Here is a 19,151-nt window from a genome sequence, read left to right on the forward strand (position 1 = left end):
CCGGTACTGCTGGACAAACCTTAAGCCTTTACTTTCTTCCGCTTCATCATAAAATCCTGCCAGGAGAATTGTCCGTTGAGGCTTGGTGTGAAAGCAGCAAACTCCCAGCCCAGGCTGCCCAGGTAATTGATGACATCGTAGGGTGAGCTAAATTTCTGGAGCTCGTTTGTTTCGTCGTTGATAGGAACGGCTTCTGCATACGGATTCCTGTTATCTCTTACCCAGGCGTTCCAGCCTTTGATGCGCTGCTTATGAGCTACATACACAGTAATGTACTCGTAAACTTCGCCGGAGGACGGCTGCAGTAACTCTTGACTGGCAGTTTGTTCCTGAGCCTGTGCCGACAGGCCTAACCCAAAGGCAATAGAAATCAGTAAGATGGCTTTTTTCATAGTGCAAGTTTTAAGGTTTATTTAACATACTGTTCTTTCTCGGTTTTGCGTAGCAAACCCAACCCATGAAGCGTTTGCAGCAGGCTGTCGATCTGCTGGAGGCGCTGGGGTTGCTGGGTTTTGGTAACAGGCTTGAACTGCTGCAGCAGCTCCTGCGCGGTGGCGGGGCGCTCGTGCAGTTGCAGGGCACGTTGCACGGCCTGCGCCTGCTCCGACAGGTTTTTAGGCCAGGCCAGTTGTTCCTTTACGGACAGGTCGCGACCTGTCCCTACACGTTTCTTGCTTTCCATACCCAGCTCGCCTTGCTGGGTGCCTTGCGGGTTCTGGTAAGCGGGGCGGAGCCAGCGGATGTGGCCGCGTGCTTCTTCGGCGGCGCGCTCCTTGTTAAGCGCAACCAGGCGCTCGAGTATCTCTTCTTCGGGCAGGTTGGCGGGCCAGCCATAGGCAGCGGCTACGGCGGCATCCAGCTCCTGGTGCAGCTGCAGCAGTATACTTACCAGGCCCTGCTCGTGGGTTTTCTGTTCTTTGGGAGTAAGCGCCTCGCCCGACCGCAGTTTCTCCAGCACGTTATACATATCGGTGATGGTGAGCGTGGCGTGCTGCGCCTGCCGCTGCTTGCGGTGCGCGTCCAGCTGCTCGGCTATACTTCGGATCTGCTCCTGCTGCGCTTCGGTGGCGGCAGGGAAGGGGAAGGGGTCGAAGCAAACAGAGTTATTATACCTAGGGGTATTTCCACCTAAATCGCTACCCGCTGCTAGTGCCCATCTTTTATGAATGTCTGATGAAAGTACACCCAAATGATAGGTGTCATCTATACCTATAACTACTACTTCACTTTCTATTTGATTGATTGAACTTAGCAGCTGAAATACTCTATGTTTTGCTGTTCTAGATGTAGCTATAAATTTAGCTAAACCCTTAATAGTCTGCCTTAATTGAGGTCGAGTTTTTCCATATAACCACCACTCTTTAGCATATTTTTCTGCATCCTTTGAATTTGCGGCTTTTGCTAATCTTTCAGGTTTAACTCTAAGAGAAACAAGTTGGTATACTTCGGGATATTCCCGAAGTACATCTTTTTCATCAAGACCAAATAAATCGATTACATACTTTTCTTTTACTCCTTGAGCTAAATCCCTGCTTGTTAAGTATGGTCTTATTACCTCTTGAGCCTTAGAATTTAGTTTAATTATATTTCTTGCTTCATCTGGTTCCAATACAAATCCAAGTCCATGAAGCTTTACACCCATACTACTTATACTTTCATTTGATTTTAGAGCAACAGTTTTGCTTACCTCTGCGCCTATAGTTAAATCAGGATGTACTTTTCCATCTTTTTCAGAGAAAGTAACCTGCACTTCAAGTCCATCAGTTTTACTTTCTGAAACCACAGATAATATCCTACCTATAATTTCTCCTTTCTCTGCAACGCTCATAGCGATTTCTACAGCGGCACCGTCAGCACTATCTACCCACGGGTGGTCAGGTATAGCAAGGGTGATAGAAAGCTTTGGGTTAGCTTCCATCTGCGCTTCAATCACACGGCGGTTAAAGGTCTGTTTTATACTATTGGTGGTGATGAAGCCGAAGCGTTCTGCCTTGCCTGCACGAACAATCTCAGCAGCTTTATACCACCAGAACATCACGAAGTCTGCACTCTCCGGCACAGCGCCTTTGTATACTTTGCGGAGTGCTTCGGTATAGCCATCTCCCAAAGCCTCGCGCATACGGGCAGGGCCAATAAACGGTGGGTTGCCAACTATAAAATCGGCTTCGGGCCAGGTGGCGGGTTTGGGGTCGAGGTAATCGTAAACTATAGTTCGGGCGGTTTCGTCGGGCACTTCCTGTCTGGTAACCGGGTGCGTTTTGGTGCTGTGGCCGTCCCAGCGGGTAACGGGCTGGTTGTTGCTGTCGAGGCGCGGTTTGCGTTCGGAGTAGCTCAGCACCGCGTCCTGCTGCTTTATGTTGCCGTACTCGCGCAAAATAGGGTTGCTCAGGCGGGTGGCCGAGCCGTGCGCCCTGAAGTGCCATTGCAAATACCCGATCCAGAGCACCACGTCGGCGATGGCCGCTGCCCGAGGGTTTACCTCCAGGCCCAGCAGCTGCGCCGGCGTTACGGTATAGCCGCCCGTCATGTCGAGCGTTTTCTGCCCCGGGAAATGGTCGAGGTATTCGGTTACTTCGCCCTCCAGCCTTTTGAGGTGCTCCAGGGTAACGTACAAAAAGTTGCCGCTGCCGCAGGCCGGGTCAAGCACGCGCACCGAGCACAAACGGCGGTGGAAGTTCTCGATCTCTTTGCGGGCTCCGGCTTCGTCGCCGCTGTCTTCCAATATGGCCGAGGCGGTGCGGGCGGCTTCCCACTCTTCGCGCAGCGGCTCAATAACGGTGGGCATTACCAAACGCTCCACGTAGGCGCGGGGCGTGTAGTGGGCACCCAGCTTGTGGCGCTCGCGCGGCTGCAAAGCCCGCTCCAGCAGCGTACCAAAAATGGCAGGCTCCACGTCGGCCCAGTCGGCCTCGGCGGCAAGTATAAGCAAGTCCAGTTGCGCCTCGGTAATGGGCAGCGCCTCGGGGTCTTTAAACAAATAGCCGTTAAACTGCGGGATAACCGTGCGCAGTGCCGGGTCAAAACCGCCCTTGTCCATACTTTGCCAGAGCGCCTGCAACGCATCGGGGAAGTAGGTTATACTTTGGCGGTAGTCCTGCAGTAGTTTAGTAAACGATTTTTCGGGCAGCAGCTGCACGTCTTCGGCAAACATGGTAAACAAACAGCGCATCAGAAAACCCGATACCTGCTCCGGGGTATAGCCGGACTGCTCTAGAGAGGCAGCAAGCTTTGCCAGCCGTTCGGCCAGTGCACGCGTTACACGGGCAGCACGGCGGCTCGGGTCCAGCTCCAGCGGGTCGGTGAAGAGCAAACGCAGGCGCTCGCGCACTTCCTCGCGGTGCAGTTCTTCTAAGGTAATTCTATAGTTCTGCGGGTCCGGGAACGGCACGTAGGTCTTTCCCTGCCGCGCAAAGTCGGCATACAGGTCAATGCAATAACCCACATCTACCACGGCCAGAAACGGTGGCCAGCCTTCGGTGGTCGGCAACGAGCGGGCGTAACGCAGGGCCTGTTCCTTGGCCTTCTTCATTTCGCGGTCCCAGGTGCGGGTATCGCGGGTGGCGGTGCCGGTTTTGATTTTTGCCCGTTCTGCACCCAGTAATTCCGCCTCGCTTATACTTGCCTTGTCAGCGCCTTGCTTTGCCTCCAGCACAAAGCAGTCTTTCTTGTAAAGGTCAATAAAGTTGGTGCTGGTTTTTCCCTCGCCATCATCAAACACCACAGGCCGCTCAAAAGTATAGCTTGCCTCATGCACCTTGTCGGTGGCCGGTTGCGGTTTCTCCACACCCAGCAGTTCGCACAGCTCTGTTAAAAACAGCTGGTAGTTAGCACGTTCCGAAGCGCCGGAGGCTTTCCAGCGGGTGATGAAGTGGGCAACGGCAGGGGTAGGGGTATGGGGCATGTTTGTTTCCGGTTGAAGTATATGGTTTTGCTGTTGCAGTTTAGCAAAATTCAGGGAGAAAGTATAGGAGAAAATTAATACTCGTAGGGACAGGTCGCGACCTGTCCGAATCGTGCACAGGAAATTTATCCGAATCGTGCACAGGAAATTTATCCGAATCGTGCACAGGAAATATATCCAAATCGTGCACAGGAAATATATCCGAATCGTTCACGAATAAAATCGTTAGAATCAGGATTCACAGGATGTTCGATTGCAAAAGCTTTTCTGGTCTCATGCTTCCTTTTTCATGGACAGGCCTTTGTGGGGACAGGTCTGGGGAATGTGCGGACAGGTCGCGACCTGTCCCTACGAAAGGGGGTGATGAAACACATCGTCTTTCCATAGGGCGGGGTTGTTCTGGATGTATTGCTCGATGTGACGGTATGCTCTTTCGTGTCGGATGATGTGGTCGTGAAAGGAACGCTGCCATGCGAAATCGGCAAGGCCGGCCAACCTGATCTGCTTGGAGGTGGTTGCCTTATAAGCTCCCATCAGTTCGGAAATGGATTTGACTTTTGTGCGTGATGATTCTTTTTCTGTTCCTGTTTCATCGACGGGCAATTGTGCGGACAGGTCGCGACCTGTCCGCACTACAAGATTCTGATCTATTTCAATGATGCCATGCACATGGTTCGGCATCACCACGAAAGCGTGTAACACCAGGTACGGGTACTGCGCTGCCAGCCAATGCCACTGCTGCGTTGCTATTTGTCCATACTTGTTCAGTACCATCTCCTCCTCAGCAACATGCCCGAACACGCAGGCTCTGCCCTGCACGCAGGAGGTAACAAAGTACAAGCCTTCGCGGCTGTAATCGTACCCTAGCATCCTGTTACGTTTCCTGTCCGGTAAAGCCATAAAGCAGGTATACGACCTTTCGTAGATTCGGACAGGTCGCGACCTGTCCGAATCGTGCACGAATAAAATTGTCAGAATCAACCTGTCCGAATCGTTCCCGATCAACCTGTTGTCCATTCGTGCACAAGCAACATTTGTCCTGATCAGGATTCGCACTGGTTGCCAGGGAGGCTTGCCCTAAGACCTACCTGAATGCAATATTTTGATAAATCAAACTGAACTTATACCTTTGCTAACACTGTTAGGTAAAATAACAGAGATAAAATGGGAATAGCGGAAAGAAAGCAACGGCATAAAGAAGAGATAAGAGCCTCTATCCTGGAGGCTGCCTGGCAACTGGTAGTGCAGGATGGGTGGCAGGCGCTTTCTATCCGAAAGATTGCGGAGGCGATAGAGTACAGCGTGCCCGTGATCTACGACCATTTTGCTAACAAAGAGGCGATACTGCTGGAACTGACAAAGCAGGGATTCCGAAAGCTGAACGAGGCGCTGGTAAAAGCCAAAGAAGGGGCTGGCAGCCCGGAGGAGCAGATAGAGGCCATGGCCTATGCTTACTGGCGCTTTGCCTTTGAGAACGAAGCCTATTACCAGGTAATGTACGGGCTGGGGATCCCCTCCTGCGAAACAGTAAACCAGATAAGCGAGCTCAGCACTTTCAGCGAACTGATCCTGCAACCGGTAAAGGAGATGATAGCTGCCAGTAAGGCTCCGGAAACTGACCCGTTTCTGAAACTGCATACCTTCTGGTCAATGCTCCACGGACTGATCTCTATTAACATGATGGGCACCGGCGAAAGCAAAGAAGAGCTGAACCAGATGGTGCTGAAGGACTTTATCCGCGGCTTTGTTTCAGGCATGAGAGCATAATATTTTTTTGCCTTTTTACTTAACAGTGTTAGGTATTATAACATCATTAATATAATTATAAAACAGTAAATTTTTTCAAATACGATTATGGCAACAACTAAATGGTCTTTGGACCTTTCGCACAGTGAACTAGGATTTAAGATAAAGCACCTGATGATCTCAAACGTGACAGGTAAATTCTCCAAGTTCGAAGCGGAGGCTGTTACGGAAGGCGATAGTTTTTCAGATGCAAAAGTAGTGGCAGATATTGACGTAGCCTCTATCAATACCAATAACGAGCAGCGTGATGAGCACCTGCGCAATGCAGATTTCTTCGAGGTAGGAGCGCACCCGAACATGCGTTTCGTGTCTACCAAGGTAGAGCGGGTGGATGAGGATACGTTCAACCTGTTCGGCGACCTGACCATTAAAGATACTACCAAGCCCGTGAAGCTTTCTGTGGAGCACAATGGTATCGCTACAGACCCGTGGGGCAACGTAAAAGCAGGCTTCTCTATCAACGGCAAGATCAACCGCAAGGATTGGGGCATTAACTACAATGCAGCTCTTGAGACCGGAGGCGTGATGCTGGGCGAAGAACTGAAGATACAGGGCGAAGTACAGCTTGTAAAGCAGGCCTAAACTTCCTTTATTTAAAACAGAAGAGGCTGTTCCTTAGCGGAACAGCCTCTTCTGTTTTACAGGCTGGCCCTTTACAAACTGCCTGTCTGGATATTCGCTAGCTGACAATTTTTACCTGGTATTCACTTTTGGTCTGATCTGCAAAGGCTAGCAATTGCACCAGCGTCAGAGACGGTTCCATATCATACCGCAGCGGTAACCGTTCCTCCATCTCTTTCTGGTACCTGGCGTAAATGCCAAAGTCGAAGGGATAAAGGGATGGATCAAAGCCGATAAAGTCTCCTGTATTACGTGCGTAACTTAGTGCGGATTTCATGTCTTCCAATGTGGCCAGGCCCACGGCTTTGACGCCATTCGAGAACGGAAGTATGTAAACATTTTCATACGGGGCTGTTTTGCGCAGGTATTCTTTCAGGCGGTTTACAGATGATTTGGAGTTGAAGGCAAGCCAGAAGGGTACGGAGCCGGTGCGGATGGTCCAGTAGGGCTCCAGCAGGAAGAACATATCAGCTATCAGTGTTTTTGCTGCCATACTTCGTTGTTCATACCACCAGTGGTACAGGTCTGCCACGAAAGGACTCAGGTCCTCTGGCTCTTCATAAACGATGCGCTGCACCTGGTATCCGTTCTCCTGAGCGAAACGGGTAATGTCCTCTCCCAGGGTTGGTTCAAATCCCCACTCTGACTCCGGTCCTGTTCCGTCAGGCTTCGGTGCAGTCCACTTCTCCACATCCGATTCATTACGCCTGAGAAACTCACTTATTTCTTCACTGCCCTGATGGTATCCTTCCGGTGTGATTCCTCCTAAACCTCCGAACTGAAAGTAATGGCGGGTATCTACCTTGGTAATGGGCCAGCTTTTGCGGCAATCCAACAGGAGGAGTGTGCTACCTTTTTCCAGGTTATTGGTAATAAATTCTTCATAAGCGGCGCCTAACTGCAAACGCTTAACCCGGAAGTAGGAGATGGCATTCAGCATGGGTCTGTCCTGGTTTGGGTCCATCATGTGGTGTAGCTGCAGGTCCGGGTTAGCGGAGAGTAATTGACGTGCAGGCTCCACAGCCCACTCCATCCGCTCAATGGGGTCATCTACAGACAAGTGATCAGGTGCCTCTACAGGAATCATAAAAGTCTGTGGCAGCCAGGGGATTCCCATTGCCGCAGCCATATGCACAGCCGCGCCATTGGATGACCCGATCAGTATGACAGGGTACTTTTTAGCAGGGTAAAGGCCTGTGACCCATTCAGAGAATTCCTCCGCATTAACTTCCCCGAGCTTATCCGGGGAAACGGCTTCTTTAGAGCTTCCCTTTACGTAGACTGACTTCTGAAGCTCCCACGGCATCAGGTTAATCACTTCGGCAAGTAATTCACTGTTTGGAGTCTCGCCGACTCCTGCAAAAGCATGACCGTGCAGGTAGTTTCCCAATGCTTTTGCCAGGGCGGAGCAGGAGTCGAAGTTGGCGGTAAACCAGGGAGTGCGGTTATGGAAGTGGCGTAGTAGTGAAGAGAGCATTCGAAGAGTATTTAAGAATACATGCAGGCACTTAATTTCTAATTGATACTGCACTATACTCTATCAAATCTCTTTCGGTTTTAAGCCACCGGAGCTGAAGCTTTCTTACCCGTAAAAGGAGACTTTAAATGACGCCGGTTTTCAAGATTTATCAAAGGCTTGCAGGACCTTCCTCACTTTCAACTTCATCACTCATTTGCGCAATTGCTTGAGCCGATATCCTGAAGAACTGTAGGATCTCCGTTTTCTGGTCTAGTGTGGGCACCTGTGCTTTTATGTCGTTAGCAGCGGCCATCACTTTGTTCACTAAGTCCTCTTCTCCATCCTCCTGTACCAGTTGCAGTATCCTGGCAGATCGAACAAACGCTTGCTGTGTGAGTTCTGCATGTCGCAAGGATTCAGGATTTTTCTGCAGCTCGTTTGCAGTACTTTCAAGCGCCTCCATTTCATCCTGAAGTTCAGCACCCAAGTCTGTTTTCTCCCTTACAAGAACTTGCAAAGCGTTCTGCAGTTTAAGGATACCTTCATTTATATAATCATGGTTCATGTTAAAGTCTGGCTTGGCTGGCATTTCTTCCGCAAACTGAACGTACGCCCTCAAAACCGCAGATGCACTACCACCAACGGTTTCCTGAACCTGACCTGTCTCTGGTGCGTCATAAGCAATTACTTGTTCCTCTCCGTCAGCAACAATCCACCACACAATACCCGCTATAACTAATATGCCCACAATCCATAGCCATAAAGACTTTCTGTTTCTTTTCACGTCGTCCTTGTCTTCCATGATAGTTTTCTTTGGTTTTTACATCTAATTATTTATACGTTCACCCCCCGTATCTGTCGGTTTGTTGAGATAAAGTTAAGCGGAGGTAGTTTATTAGTAGTTAAGTTGCTGATTTTCAAAGGGAATATTGCCGCATCGTATTCCTGGTTCAACATTTTCAACTGTTTCCTTTACCTGTGGCTAAGCAGGCCTTTAAGGTTGCAGATGGATGCCCAGCCTGAAGTAGCCGCCAGTAGAAATAACATCTGTAAACCTAAGAAGCGGTAAGGCAATAGATGAGAACTTAAGTTTTAAGATCAGTGATCAGGAAGCTGAAACAGCAGCACAGATTACACGAGATGATTTTAGAACAAATTGGTATTATGAACGTTATGTTTTATAAATACTTTAAATTTTTAAGGAAAAAGTCCTATGGCCAAAATGTTTGCAAGTACTTGTTTGCTGATTTCAGTGCTCTCCGGTTTTCTTTTTTCCTGTAATCAACAGGCAATGCAGGAAGGCGGGGTGGTAGAGGGACAGACTGTTGAAACTACAGCCACAGAAGGAGAGGGAATGGTTTACGATGTGAACCTTAGTAGCCTGAACAGTGAGGCCAATGATGGGCGGGATGTCTCCGGTACTGCAAGGTTCGAAGTACGGGACAGCCTCCTGTTAATTACAGTTAATGCCGAAGGTTTAGAGCCAAACACCATGCACCTGCAACATCTCCATAGCTTTGAAACCCCCGCAGATGCAAGTTGCCCTCCTGGCATGGAAGCAGATACGAATAAGGATGGTATAATCGATCTGATCGAGACAAGGCAAAGTGCCGGTATAACAATGATCCCGCTTCATGATAATCCTGTGAATATGGAGATTAAAACTGATACCTATCCAACCACTGATAATGAAGGAAAGCTTAGCTATCAGAAAACAGTAAATCTGAATGAGCTTTCTTCAGCCTATAAAGAGAAGTTTGGTATGGATATAGATTTGACAAGACATGTTATCTTTATACATGGAGTAGGGTCAGATGCCAGTTTGCCTGCAAGTGTACAGTCTCTTCCTGACGTACCTGCTCATGTAACACTGCCTGTTGCCTGCGGAGCTATAGATTAATACAGCATCAAGACTTGAGTGATTTATCGTGCTCCTGTCTTTACAATGCGTTAGGAAAAACCTTTAAAAATCAATAGGAGCGTAGTTTGCCACTAAGCTGGCAGCTAGTGAGACTGTATTGATGTCTTTATGATCTATCCAGGTGGAAACGCGCTGGTTGTCAGGGTTACCCCAAAAATCTTCTATAGCATTTGCCAGATGAAAGTAGGCTGTAAACGCATCCACATCAAGACCCTGTTCTTTAAGTTGCTGCTGCTTAGAGCATAAAGTGCTCAAGCCCAGGGATAAGCCACATTCGCGGAAAGCCAATCGATTTTGTGCAGGTGCCTCCAGATTATTTATCTTAGCATACACTTTTAGTCCGTCCAGACTATCAGTTAAAAGCTTTTCTGGTTTTATCTCTTCGGGTAGATGTCTGAGGGAAGTCCCAAGTTCTGCCGCTCGTACAGCATTTAGCAGCAGTCCGCCTAAGCCTAATGGGTCTGTGGTTGCCCAATCCTGACCGGCACACAAGGTTTCAAAGTCCTTTATCAGGGGTTCAAGATCATTTGCCTTTTGAGGTGTAGCTAAGCGTGCACTTTCTGCACAGATCAAACCCTCCAACGGGTCGTGGGCACCCATGCTTGTAACCAGGGGCCTGGTTAAGTCGATGCTCATTTTCCAGTACATCCGGCTCCTTCCATTGGTTTTGTACAGGAACTTACCGCCAGCCTGTATCAGTTCAGTTGCCCAGGCAGCATAGCGTGGCTCTCCCGTTTCCTGCGCCGCCAGAAGGAGAGCGTTTACCCAACGGGTTAAATAGTGGAAGTACTGTCCGTCACGCTCCCACTCCAGCCGCTCGTTCATGGGCTCACCTGGGGCACGCTCCGGTAATTTTTTGCCGATACGCAAGCCTCCTGCTGTGGGATGTGCAGCTCCTTCCTTCTCGGGCAAGCCACTTATCCAGCCAGACCTTCTGTCTTCCTTCCGAAAGCGGCCAAGTGTTTCATGCACTGCGGTGATCAGCTTAAGCGCATTCTCTTTATATTGAGCATCATCAAGTGCATGGGCCAGTCCGAAGAATGTCTGTACTGCGAAAGCGTCAGTCCAGAGGTAACGATGGGAGATATCCCCCTCAGTCCCCAGCAGGCCCGTTCTGCGGGAGTAACTTTCCATCAGGTCACGGGCTTTCCCTAAAGCCTCCGTTCTTTTAGTTGTTGTCATCGATGCTTAGCTGCTGCTACCGGGTCTCTTTTGAGCTTCCCCTGTCATAGGCACAAATTGAACAGGTAAAAGTGGAGTGTCTTCAAAAAAGTCTTTGCCGGTCCTTTCCAGCAGAACAAGTTGCTGGATTCCTGTACCGACAGGAGCCAGCAGTCTTCCTCCTATCTTTAACTGCAGTTTTAGTGGTTCCGGTATAGCCGGAGGGGCGGCTGTAAGCACAATAGCATCGAAAGGGGCTTCCTCGGGCCATCCTTTATAACCGTCTCCATGGCGTATGGTAATATTCCGGTAACCTACTTCTCTTAAATTTTGCTTTGCCAGATTTGCCAGCCATTCTATAACCTCAATGCTGTACACATGCGAAACGATCCGGGATAAAACCGCTGCGTTATATCCGCAGCCCGTGCCTATTTCCAGCACCACATCATTGGGGCTCAGGTCTAATGCCTGTGCCATATAAGCAACAATGTAAGGCTGGCTTATCGTCTGCTCTTTTCCAATAGGTAAAGCCCTGTCCTCGTAGGTGTGCTCCAGTATATCATCCGGTACAAAAATGGAGCGGTCTACTTCCCACATAGCATTGATTACCTTAGGGTCGTGTATACCTCTTCCCTTTAGCTGTCTTTCAATCATTTCCTCTTTGGTTGTCATCATAGCGGTATAGTTTTAAGGTTTTATGAAGGAAAACAACTCATTTCAGCCGGCTGCTTTACGCATCCTGTTCTTTGGAGCGGCGCAGAAAAAGAAGCAACATTAGTGTGAACGCTAGTAAAAAATACCAGCTATCAGCAACGCAGCAAACAGAATGACTGCCGTCCAGAAAAAGATTCCAAGAACGGTTCTGTCGTCCTCAGGTGATATCTCACTTTGCCCGTCCTCCGGTGTGCCAGGGCTATAGCCTCTGCGGGTAGCATTTCTGTTTCTTCCTGGAGGTGTTGCCGCAGCCAGAAGTAGTGCAAAAAGCAGCCCTATAAACAACAGAGGGAAAAAGGCAACGCCCCAATATACAGGACCAAATGGCCGCACCCATACATAGGCTAAAGATACACCAAGCAGCACTACCAGAAAAAAGGTCCAGAAGCTTCCCCAGGGTCCCTTGCTTTTAAAGAGGAAATAGAAAACAGCGCCAACGATAAAAGCTATTAACAGGACTGCTATGAAACCGGCGGGAGACATATCTTTCTAACCTTTTTTATAAGTACCCATCAGCTCCCCATAGCCAATGGCTTTTTCATCTACCAATACCATAAGAGCTTCCCTGGTGCTATCCTGGTCCAGGTTTACTTTCGAATCCAGGGCATAAACTTTAAAGAAATACCTGTGTTCCTCACCAGAGGGCGGACAGGGGCCCTTATAGTTGTTCTCTCCGAAATCGTTCCTTCCTACTGTGCCACCTGGTTTACTGTTCTCTTCTATGCTGGGGTGGGGAGGTGCGTCCCATACCATCCAATGGGTGAAGGTGCCATTAGGTGCATCCGGGTCCTCCACGATTATAACCAGGCTTTCCGCTCTCTCGGGCAGGTTGCCTATCCTCAGCGGGGGATTAATATCTTCTCCGTCGCATGAATATTGTCTGGGAATAGGAGCATTATTGTCGAACGCTAAACTTGAAACCTGCAGAGTTGTCGTTTGTGCCATATCCTTCGTAGTTATCGTTAATTTTTATAACGGGTTGGTTTTTAGAAGGTTAATGTGAAGAAAAGTGGTGCAAACAGTTGGTGTATTTTGTCTTTGCTCTTGAAGTGCATGGTAAAAAATGCTCTTATACTAGCTGGTATACTGCATGTTTCCTATTAACTAATGTACTTGTAGTACAGCTATAACCTGTATATATAACCTTACAGCTATACTCAAAGCCCCTGAACTTAGTAGTTGAGGGGCTTTAAATTTTAGTAAATGAGCTGTTAGCCTTTGCCTGCGGGTGGTCCAACAGATCAATAAGCGAATATGGCTGGTGCGTCAGGCTAGCGCTGTTTAGCATTCGGGATCTGAGTTACTGTTTTCAGTCTGTTTAATTTCCCTATTAGTTTAACTGTATGAAAATTATTTAGACAAATTAAGATTGATGTGTCCTGCATTTACACGTTCTGCAACTTTAACCAGGGGTTCAGCGGTGCGGCTAATCTCGCACACATATTCTGCCCCCCGGAAGTTTAGACTGATGCGTACCGGGGAAAGGGCTTCTGGTAAGGAGGGAGTAATAACCAGGTAATCTGATTTAACTTTTATACCCAGGTAACGATGCAGCAGCACAGCTAAAGTTCCTCCCATAGCGCCGAGATGAATGCCTTCTGAAGCGCCCTTGTCTTCAGGAGACATATCAATCTGCTGGGCCTCTTTATAAAAGCTCCAGGACTGGTCTGTACTCAGACTTGCCAGTGCCCCAGCGTATATAAAACGGGAAAGGCTTGACTCGTGCGCTGTCTGGGAAAGGTGATTTGTTATCGTGCGCTTAAGTATATCCTCATTTAGGGAGTAGCCCAGCCGCTCAAACTGATTGACCAGTTCCGCTGGTGTAAACAGATACAGTAGAACAGCGGTATCGGCTTGTTTGGAAATCCGGTATTTCTCTACTGAGTCACCCATTGCATCCAGGGCCCAATCCAGGCGTTGGTGTCCGTGCTTTTCCCTGAATTTTTGTAGATCAAATTCTTTTAGTTGATCAAATCCTTCGAATTGACTTATTGTCCCGTCTTCACGAAAAACGATCCGCATTCTTCGGCTTACCTCATCCCAGTGCTCAAACTCCTCTGAGCTAAGAGCCAGTTTATCCATCAGTTCCTGTTGCCTTTGCGGGTTGAGTTGCTCGAATAAGCGTCGTGCCTGGCAGAGTGTCCAGGCGGCCATTACATTAGTGTAAGTATTGTTGCTTACCCCAGGTGAATTGGCTTCCGGATACATTGTTTGATATTCGTCAGGCCCAACTACACCATGGATCTCATACCTGTTTAGTGCAGGGTTATGCTTAGAAATACTTGCCCAGAAGCGGGCAATTTCCAGGATAAGTTCAGCTCCACAGTCTGCCAGGAACTGTTGATCACCGGTTACTTTTGCATAATACCAGATATTATAAGCCACTGCAGCCCCAACGTGGCGCTGCAGACAGGTTCTGTCTTCCATCCACTCTCCTGATATCGGGTTTAGTTGAAATGGAGGAGTTTCTTCTTCGCCGTCACTCGCGCTGCGCCAGGGGAACATGGCACCCCGGTAGCCATTCTCTTTTGCCAGCTTTCGGGCTGTATCCAGGCGGCGGTAACGATACTGCAACAATGCCCGTGCGGAATCAGGAAAATGGAAAGTCAGGAACGGGAATACAAATAACTCATCCCAGAATACCTGCCCGTGGTATTCCTCACCTTGCCAGCCGCTCGGAGGTACGCCTACATCCATTTTGGCTGTGTGTGGGGAGAAGTTTTGCAGGATATGGAAGATGTGTAGGCGGAAGTAACAAAGCTGATCTGCTGCATCAACTTCAATGTAGCTGCGCTGCCACAGGTTCTGCCACGCATCTTTGTGGGCTGTAAAGAGGGTGTCAAAGTCAGATGCCTTTAGCAGTGTTTCTTGTGCAGTCCGGGCACATGCGTCCTCTGGTATGTCAAGCGAAGTATAAAGCGCGGCTATTTTTTCAAGCCTCACCTCTTCGCCCTCTCTTAAAGAAATTCGCCGATAGTCAGATACATGGTCGTCTTCGTGGTTTACTACCCGCTGTGCCTTGTGTTCTTGCTCAGCAATCCATAAGTTAGTCCGTGCGGCCAAAGCTACTGTAACAGAAGACTGGTTGGTGCGCGCAAGAAGCTCTATACCATTTTCTCCCCATTCTCCGGTGTTTAGTATCTCCAGGTGCACCTTATTGAAGGGTGCATACCGGGTTACCTTGTTATTTATCACCCGTCCATCCAGATTAGATTGCAGTTCAAGCTTACCAGACCAGTTAAGGGGGGTAAGCGCTATAGATAGTGCCATAAGGTTAGGCTGAGCCATACTCACAAACCGGCGTTCCTGTACTAAGGTCTGCCGTCCCTGCTCATCACTAAAGCGCACTTTCCGGGTCAGGAGCCCTTGCTGCATATGCAGAGTCTGTTCATAATCCAGTATTGTCACGTCATCTAGTGAAAACCAGTCAGACCTTTCCATCCGAAAGGAAAAAGGCAACCAGTTTGGCAGGTTTACGATGGATTCGTTTTTTACATCCTGCCCCTGTATTTGGGTTATCAGTTCGTTGTAGCATCCCACACGGTAGGTGCCCGGATAGTGAATCTTATCTTCTCTGGATTCAGGAGCCGCTGCCCTGGACGCCAGGCAGCCATTTCCAAGAGCGAGTAAAGCTTCCCGGCGCCCCTCATCAGCCGGATCATAATGATCAAAATGAATGCACCAGGCCTTATCCATTTCCATCATATCTCCTCAATTTTATCTATGGTCAAATCAAAATAGTGCTCTACACGCTCCCGTGAAGCATAAGCTGGCTGAGAGCCGAAGCCAGTAACAGCAACAAGTGAGGCTGCTGAGGCAAAACATGCGGCTTCTTTCAGCGGACGCTTTTCCATCACGGCAACCGCAAGCGCACCAGCGAAGGCATCTCCTGCCCCGGTGGTATCTACCACTTCAACCGGAATGGCAGGAATGTGAAAGGTGATCTCTTTGTTGGCTGCAATGCATCCTCCTCCTTCTAACTTAACCAGAACATTTTTCACGCCCTGGTCCAATAATTTATGGGCAGCGCTTACTGCCTTTTCCAAGGAAGCAGGTGCAGTGCCGGTCAGACCTTCTGTTTCAGATGCATCAGGAATGAGGTAGTTAATTTTTTCAAATAACCGTTTGTCCACCCGGTCAGTGGGAGAAGGGTCCAGAATGACTGTGAAGTTCTTTTCCTGTGCCGCATTTATAGCTACCTCAACTATAGCAGGAGCTACCTCATAATCTGCTACAAGTACAGAACCCTCCGGTGCCTGTAAAATGGCTTTTCGTACCTCATCTTTATCTTCTTCCACCCATACATCATTGGCATTGGGCGCAAGTATGATTTTCTTTTTCCCATTCGGTGGAACGGCAATCATAGAGACGGCGGTAGAAGCACCGTCAACAGCGCGGACATAGGTGAGGTCAATGTCCATTTCCCGGAGCGGCTTTAGGGCCTGCTCCTTGAGGTCATCGTTGCCGACCCGGCCGATCAGTGTAGCGGAAGCTCCTAATAGATGCGCCTGGTACGCCACGTTAGCACCCTTGCCACCGCCCAACCTTTGGAGGTCGTGGCCAATCATGGTGGTTGTTTGGTACGGATCCTTATCCACCCGGACCTGAAAGTCGGCATTGATGCTACCTAAAGAAATGATAATACCTTGCGTCAATTTGTTGCTTAAAATAATAAATCGGAAGAAAGATGACTGCTCCCTTATTTAAAATGAGTAGCAGGCACATGAGAATGCAACGTGCGTTTTTGGCTTATGTTTCTGTATGCTCTGTACTAACGGTTAAGGAAGAACCGGATCCAGACGATGAATTAAAGCAGGTTCGCTCGTGCTGACATTAGTTTCTTATAGTTTTTATATTATCTGAAAGCAGATTTCTTTAGGTATAAAATAGCGAATAGAGCACTTCATGTATCACATTTTAGAGTCTGTACCCATTTAAGAGTAAGTTGCTCCGGATAGACACAGAACTTCCTCGAAATTCTTATTATGTTTTTAACCAATGTCTTAAAATTGGAGTATGCACAAACGGATAAGTAGCTAATCAGCCTTTATTCAAAACCCCTCAAATTGATAAGAAAACAGCGCTTATAGATATTTCCTATAAGCTGATAGATAATTCGAATCGATAAAATTTGGTTACAGGTCCTCGAACAGGTATATTTATAAATAATTAACTATTACTTCTAAATAAAAGTCTATTCAAATTTCATTTTTTATAACCTAACTATGGAACATAAAAAAGACAGGCATGTAGCCCCTAACACTCCTGTATGGGATACCAACGAGTCCAGAAGATGCCCTTTTATGGGTGGAGCTGTACACTATACGGCAGGTAGCGGAAGATCGAACCGCGACTGGTGGCCGGATATGCTGAACCTTCGGATACTACATCAGCATTCATCCAAATCAAACCCTATGGGGGAAGATTTTGATTATGCAGAGGAGTTTAAGAAGCTTGATCTGAAGGCTGTGAAGCAGGACCTTTTTGACCTGATGACGGATTCTCAGGATTGGTGGCCGGCAGACTACGGGCACTATGGTCCGCTTTTTATACGTATGGCCTGGCATAGCGCCGGTACCTATCGAATTGCTGATGGACGGGGAGGAGCCAGTTCTGGTTCACAGCGATTTGCCCCTCTTAACAGCTGGCCGGATAACGCTAACCTGGACAAGGCACGCTTGCTGCTTTGGCCAATAAAGCAGAAATATGGCAAGAAGATCTCATGGGCCGACCTGATGATTCTGGCAGGTAACTGCGCCCTGGAGTCTATGGGGTTCAAAACCTTTGGCTTTGGCGGTGGAAGAAAAGATGTTTGGGAGCCGGAGGAAGACATCTACTGGGGATCGGAAGGTGAATGGCTTGGAAACAAGGAGCGCCACGCAGGTGGAGTGCTGGAAAACCCGCTGGCGGCTTCGCACATGGGCCTTATATATGTGAATCCGGAAGGACCGAACGGAAATCCTGACCCAGTTGCGGCAGCACAGGACATCCGCGAGACTTTCGGCCGAATGGCAATGAATGACTATGAAACTGTTGCCCTGATTGCAGGTGGACATACCTTTGGTAAAACACACGGCGCAGGCGACCCGAGAGAGTATGTAGGGGTAGAGCCTGCAGGTGCCAGCATTGAGGAAATGGGCCTGGGCTGGAGAAATACCATGGGCAAAGGCCATTCTGAACATACCATCACCAGTGGCCTGGAAGGTGCCTGGACGACTACTCCTACAAAATGGAGCAACAACTTTTTTGAGAACCTCTTTGGTTTTGAGTGGGAGCTTACCAAGAGCCCGGCTGGTGCCCACCAGTGGAAGCCGAAGAATGGGGAAGGCGAAGGCACTGTGCCAGATGCACACGATCCTGCTAAAAAGCATGCACCTTTTATGCTGACTACCGACATTGCCTTGCGTGAGGATCCTTCGTACGGAAAGATTTCCAGACATTTTCTGGAGAATCCTGAGGAGTTTGCTGATGCATTTGCCCTGGCCTGGTATAAACTGACGCACCGCGATATGGGGCCGATTACGCGCTACCTGGGTCCGGAAGTGCCTGAGGAAGAACTAATCTGGCAAGATCCTGTCCCGGCCGTAACACATGAACTGATTAATGATCAGGATATCAGTGATCTGAAGAACAAGATACTGGACTCCGGGCTTTCTGTTTCTCAGTTAGTTTCTACTGCCTGGGCTTCTGCCTCTACTTATCGTGATTCTGATAAGAGGGGAGGCGCGAATGGCGGCCGAATCCGCCTGGAGCCTCAGAGGAATTGGGAGGTGAACAACCCAGCCGAATTACAGAAGGTGCTTCAGAAATATGAGAGCATTCAGGAGGAGTTCAACAGTGCACAGACTGGTGGCAAACAGGTTTCGATGGCTGACCTGATCATATTGGGAGGTTGTGCCGGTGTTGAAAAAGCAGCCAAGAATGCTGGACATGAGGTGAAAGTGCCATTTACACCCGGACGTACGGATGCTACGCAGGAGCAAACCGATTGGGACGCTTTCGCTGTTCTGGAGCCGAATGCTGATGGCTTCCGCAATTATTACAGAAACCGGGATAACATTTCTGCCTCAGCAGAGGAGATGCTGATTGACAAAGCACAGCTGATGAGCCTTACTGCACCTGAGCTAACAGTACTTGTAGGGGGTATGCGTGTACTGAACACCAACTACGATAAATCTAAGCGTGGTGTGTTTACGAATCAACCTGAAACACTTACAAACGACTTCTTTGTGAACCTGCTCGATATGAACACTACATGGAAAGCAACGTCAGAAGCTGATACCGAGTTTGAAGGCCGTGACCGTAAAACCGGTGAAGTGAAGTGGACGGGTAGCCGTGTCGACCTGATCATTGGTTCTAACTCAGAGCTACGGGCTGTTGCGGAGGTGTACGCTTGCTCAGATTCAAAAGAGCGGTTTATAAAAGACTTCGTTAAAACCTGGGACAAGGTAATGAACCTGGATCGTTTTGACGTAAAATAAGGTCCTCCTCTTATGGCAGGGATTAAATATCCCTGTTGAGAGTTGGTTATACTGAATAAGAAAGGCACCCTGTTATCGGGGTGCCTT

General features: G+C 48.6%; 15 protein-coding genes. 4 read left to right on the forward strand and 11 right to left on the reverse strand.

Features of this window, described 5'->3' with window-relative positions:
* Nucleotides 1-20: 20 nt before the first annotated feature.
* The 3 genes from ACFSRY_RS15125 to ACFSRY_RS15135 all read right to left on the reverse strand — a co-directional run bounded on the left by ACFSRY_RS15125 (nucleotide 21) and on the right by ACFSRY_RS15135 (nucleotide 4,801).
* Complete coding sequence (locus ACFSRY_RS15125) at nucleotides 21-392, reverse strand: hypothetical protein (protein WP_377509459.1); 372 nt, start codon at nucleotides 390-392, stop codon at nucleotides 21-23.
* A gap of 17 nt (nucleotides 393-409) precedes the next feature.
* On the reverse strand, nucleotides 410-3,901 hold the full coding sequence (locus ACFSRY_RS15130; RefSeq protein WP_377509462.1) for a class I SAM-dependent DNA methyltransferase: 3,492 nt from the start codon (nucleotides 3,899-3,901) through the stop codon (nucleotides 410-412).
* Between the two features lie 348 nt (nucleotides 3,902-4,249).
* A complete protein-coding gene (locus ACFSRY_RS15135; RefSeq protein ID WP_377509465.1) occupies nucleotides 4,250-4,801 on the reverse strand; it encodes a transposase in 552 nt (183 codons plus the stop codon).
* A 264-nt stretch (nucleotides 4,802-5,065) separates the two neighbouring features.
* Here ACFSRY_RS15135 and ACFSRY_RS15140 point away from each other — a divergent pair, with 264 nt between their 5' ends.
* On the forward strand, nucleotides 5,066-5,668 hold the full coding sequence (locus ACFSRY_RS15140) for a TetR/AcrR family transcriptional regulator (protein ID WP_377509468.1): 603 nt from the start codon (nucleotides 5,066-5,068) through the stop codon (nucleotides 5,666-5,668).
* Between the two features lie 87 nt (nucleotides 5,669-5,755).
* Entirely contained in the window at nucleotides 5,756-6,289 is a 534-nt protein-coding gene (locus ACFSRY_RS15145; RefSeq protein ID WP_377509471.1) for a YceI family protein, read from the forward strand.
* Between the two features lie 97 nt (nucleotides 6,290-6,386).
* Here ACFSRY_RS15145 and ACFSRY_RS15150 read toward each other — a convergent pair whose 3' ends face one another.
* Both ACFSRY_RS15150 and ACFSRY_RS15155 read right to left on the reverse strand, forming a co-directional pair.
* Nucleotides 6,387-7,805 (reverse strand): hypothetical protein, encoded by a 1,419-nt coding sequence (locus ACFSRY_RS15150; protein WP_377509474.1) that lies wholly within the window; start codon nucleotides 7,803-7,805, stop codon nucleotides 6,387-6,389.
* Between the two features lie 151 nt (nucleotides 7,806-7,956).
* Nucleotides 7,957-8,589 (reverse strand): hypothetical protein, encoded by a 633-nt coding sequence (locus ACFSRY_RS15155; RefSeq protein WP_377509477.1) that lies wholly within the window; start codon nucleotides 8,587-8,589, stop codon nucleotides 7,957-7,959.
* A gap of 420 nt (nucleotides 8,590-9,009) precedes the next feature.
* Between ACFSRY_RS15155 and ACFSRY_RS15160 the strand changes: the two genes are divergently transcribed.
* The gene (locus ACFSRY_RS15160; protein ID WP_377509480.1) at nucleotides 9,010-9,687 is read left to right on the forward strand and encodes a hypothetical protein; all 678 of its coding nucleotides are present in this window, start codon (nucleotides 9,010-9,012) and stop codon (nucleotides 9,685-9,687) included.
* Between the two features lie 63 nt (nucleotides 9,688-9,750).
* Here the strand turns inward: ACFSRY_RS15160 and ACFSRY_RS15165 are convergent, their stop codons facing one another.
* From ACFSRY_RS15165 to ACFSRY_RS15190, 6 genes are all read right to left on the reverse strand, one after another.
* Nucleotides 9,751-10,890, reverse strand: coding sequence for a hypothetical protein (locus ACFSRY_RS15165; RefSeq protein WP_377509483.1), 1,140 nt, complete (start codon nucleotides 10,888-10,890; stop codon nucleotides 9,751-9,753).
* A gap of 6 nt (nucleotides 10,891-10,896) precedes the next feature.
* On the reverse strand, nucleotides 10,897-11,544 hold the full coding sequence (locus tag ACFSRY_RS15170; protein ID WP_377509486.1) for a protein-L-isoaspartate(D-aspartate) O-methyltransferase: 648 nt from the start codon (nucleotides 11,542-11,544) through the stop codon (nucleotides 10,897-10,899).
* 111 nt (nucleotides 11,545-11,655) lie between these two features.
* Nucleotides 11,656-12,066 carry a hypothetical protein gene (locus tag ACFSRY_RS15175; protein ID WP_377509489.1) on the reverse strand — a complete coding sequence of 137 codons (411 nt, stop codon included), beginning with the start codon at nucleotides 12,064-12,066 and terminating at the stop codon, nucleotides 11,656-11,658.
* Between the two features lie 6 nt (nucleotides 12,067-12,072).
* The gene (locus ACFSRY_RS15180) at nucleotides 12,073-12,528 is read right to left on the reverse strand and encodes a YbhB/YbcL family Raf kinase inhibitor-like protein (protein WP_377509492.1); all 456 of its coding nucleotides are present in this window, start codon (nucleotides 12,526-12,528) and stop codon (nucleotides 12,073-12,075) included.
* A gap of 405 nt (nucleotides 12,529-12,933) precedes the next feature.
* On the reverse strand, nucleotides 12,934-15,288 hold the full coding sequence (locus ACFSRY_RS15185) for a glycoside hydrolase family 65 protein (RefSeq protein ID WP_377509495.1): 2,355 nt from the start codon (nucleotides 15,286-15,288) through the stop codon (nucleotides 12,934-12,936).
* Nucleotides 15,285-16,238: a ribokinase gene (locus tag ACFSRY_RS15190; protein ID WP_377509498.1), complete on the reverse strand. Its 954-nt coding sequence runs from the start codon at nucleotides 16,236-16,238 to the stop codon at nucleotides 15,285-15,287. Before ACFSRY_RS15190 ends, ACFSRY_RS15185 begins: the two co-directional genes overlap by 4 nt.
* A gap of 570 nt (nucleotides 16,239-16,808) precedes the next feature.
* Here ACFSRY_RS15190 and katG point away from each other — a divergent pair.
* Nucleotides 16,809-19,064 (forward strand): catalase/peroxidase HPI, encoded by a 2,256-nt coding sequence (katG, locus tag ACFSRY_RS15195; protein WP_377509501.1) that lies wholly within the window; start codon nucleotides 16,809-16,811, stop codon nucleotides 19,062-19,064.
* Nucleotides 19,065-19,151 lie beyond the last annotated feature (87 nt).

Origin of the sequence: Pontibacter locisalis (assembly GCF_042684605.1) — a bacterium.
GTDB lineage: Bacteria > Bacteroidota > Bacteroidia > Cytophagales > Hymenobacteraceae > Pontibacter > Pontibacter locisalis.